The sequence below is a fragment of the Roseateles sp. P5_B10 genome, from assembly GCF_056400485.1.
Genome location: NZ_JBFULE010000812.1, coordinates 1 through 2,308, shown reverse-complemented (window position 1 = coordinate 2,308; position 2,308 = coordinate 1). Strand labels below are relative to the sequence as shown.

Here is a 2,308-nt window from a genome sequence, read left to right as displayed (position 1 = left end):
GCATTGAAGGGCACGTCGAAATTGAAGACCGCCGGCAGGTCGGCAATGTCCAGGCCGCGCGCAGCCACGTCCGTGGCGACGAGCAGGTCCACTTCGCCGCGCTTGAAGGCGTCGAGCGACTTCAGGCGCTCATCCTGCGATTTGTCGCCATGCAGGGCGGCCGTGCGCAGGCCGTCGCGCTCGAAGGAGCGCGCCAGACGGGCCACACCCAGCTTGGAGTTGYCGAAGACGATGGCCTGGCGGATGGAGCGCTCCTTCAGGATCTGCTTCACTGCGGCACGCTTGTCGTCATCGGTGACGCTGATGAAGCGCTGCTCGACGGTCGAGGCCGCCTGATTGGGGCGGGCCGTCTCGACCAGGATGGGGTCCTGCAGATAGCTCTGGGCCAGACGCTTGATTTCGGGCGAGAAGGTGGCCGAGAACAGCAGCGTCTGGCGCGCCTTGGGCAGGTAGCTGAGGATGCGCTGCAGGTCGGGCAGAAAGCCGATGTCCAGCATGCGGTCGGCTTCGTCGAGCACGACGTACTCGACCTGGTTGAGCACACAGTTCTTCGCTTCGATGTGGTCCAGCAGGCGGCCCGGCGTGGCGATCAGCACCTCGACGCCGGCCTTGAGCGCGGCCGTCTGCGGCTTCATGTCGATGCCGCCGAAGACGACGACCGAGCGCAGATGCGTGTGCTTGGCGTACTTCTTGACGTTCTCTGCCACCTGGTCAGCCAGCTCACGCGTGGGCGCCAGCACCAGGGCGCGCACCGGGTGGCGGGCCGGCGAGACACTCGGGTTCTCGTGCTTGAGCATGCGCTGCAGCAAGGGGATGGAGAATGCCGCCGTCTTGCCCGTGCCGGTCTGGGCGGCGCCCATGACGTCGCGGCCTTCCAGAACGATGGGAATCGCCTTGGCCTGGATGGGCGTCATCGTCAGATAACCGGAATCAGCCACCGCGCGCAGCAGCTTGGGGTCTAGCGGCAGGGTGTCGAAACGGGCAGGCGCGGGCGCCTCGGCGGGCACCGCGACTGCGGACTCAGGGGTTTCTTGCATCCGGTGATTATCCCGGATAGGGGAAAAGGCCTGCCAGCCCTACTCCGGCCGGGTCACCGGCGGCCGTAATTCGGCTCGCGTATTCAGCACCATCCAGCGGGGCGTGCGGAAGCGAACGATGCGCCAATACAGCAGCACGTAGAAGACAACGAACAGCCCGAGGATGACCTGCAGCATGACGGTGTCGTCCCACCAGATCGTCGCTGGCACGACGGACAGGCTGCACAGCACCCAGAGATAGGGCGCGGTCAGCGCATTGCGGCGAGTCAGCACGGCGGCGTCCCGGCTGCCGATGGCCCAGCGCATCAGGCGGCGGTAGATGAGGCTGTGCAGGTGGATGCCATCGGGCATGCCGACCGGCCGGCCACGCACCACCTTGCGCCGGTACATGGAGAACACCGTCTCCCAGACTGGATAGGCGCACAACAGCAGCGGGAACATCGGCGAGACCTCGGGGTTGCGCACCAGCAGCAGGATGGCGAGCTCCGACAGGATGAAGCCGAGGAAATAGGCGCCGCCGTCGCCGAGGAAGATCAGCCCGAAGGGGTAGTTCCACATGAAGAAGCCGAGCACGGCACCGATGACGGCGATGGCCATGGCCGCGACGAACTGGTCGCCCGCCTGCAGGGCGACATAGGCCAGGCCCGCTAGCATGATGGCCGAGCACATGGACGCCAGACCGTTCATGCCGTCGATGATGTTGATCGAATGGGCCACGCCACTGACAACCAGCAGCGCAAGCAGGTAGCCGCCCRCCGTCGTGGCCGCGATCAAGTCCAGCCCGGGGATCTCGGTCACCTTGATCTGCGCGCCCAGCAGCCAGGCGCCCAGGGCGGCTGCCAGCAGCGTGGCCAGCATGCGGCGCAGCGGGCTGACGCGCTTGGTCAGGTCTTCGATGACGCCGGAGGCGAAGGCTGGCGCGCTGCACGCGAGCAGCAGCCCAGCCATGTGGCGCATGGCCGGATAACGCCAGGTGAGCAAGACCGTGCCGACGGCAAAGCCACCGAAGATGGCAAGCCCGCCAATGCGCGGCACGGGGCGGGAGTGAAACTTCTGCGGGCCGGACAGGTCATGGTCGGCCGACAGCGCACCGTGCAGGTGCGATGAACGGATGATGAGCAGCGTTGCAGCAGCTGCAATCGCAAAGCTCAGGGCGAGAATCGGAAGCATGGAATAAGAGCGCAGGCCTGGATGCGGGGCAGCGGCTGTGACCACCGTTCGGCCGACATCAGCAGTGTAACGACGGGAGACTGCGCCGGGCGCTATCCGGG

Annotated in this window: 2 protein-coding genes; both read right to left on the bottom strand. The window is 66.4% G+C overall.

The window, feature by feature from the left end; all coding sequences use genetic code 11:
* A partial coding sequence (locus AC1DU6_RS27965) for a DEAD/DEAH box helicase (protein ID WP_477861110.1) occupies positions 1-1,037 on the bottom strand: 1,037 nt, incomplete at its 3' end.
* Between the two features lie 39 nt (positions 1,038-1,076).
* A complete protein-coding gene (locus tag AC1DU6_RS27960; protein WP_477861108.1) occupies positions 1,077-2,207 on the bottom strand; it encodes an MraY family glycosyltransferase in 1,131 nt (376 codons plus the stop codon).
* Positions 2,208-2,308 lie beyond the last annotated feature (101 nt).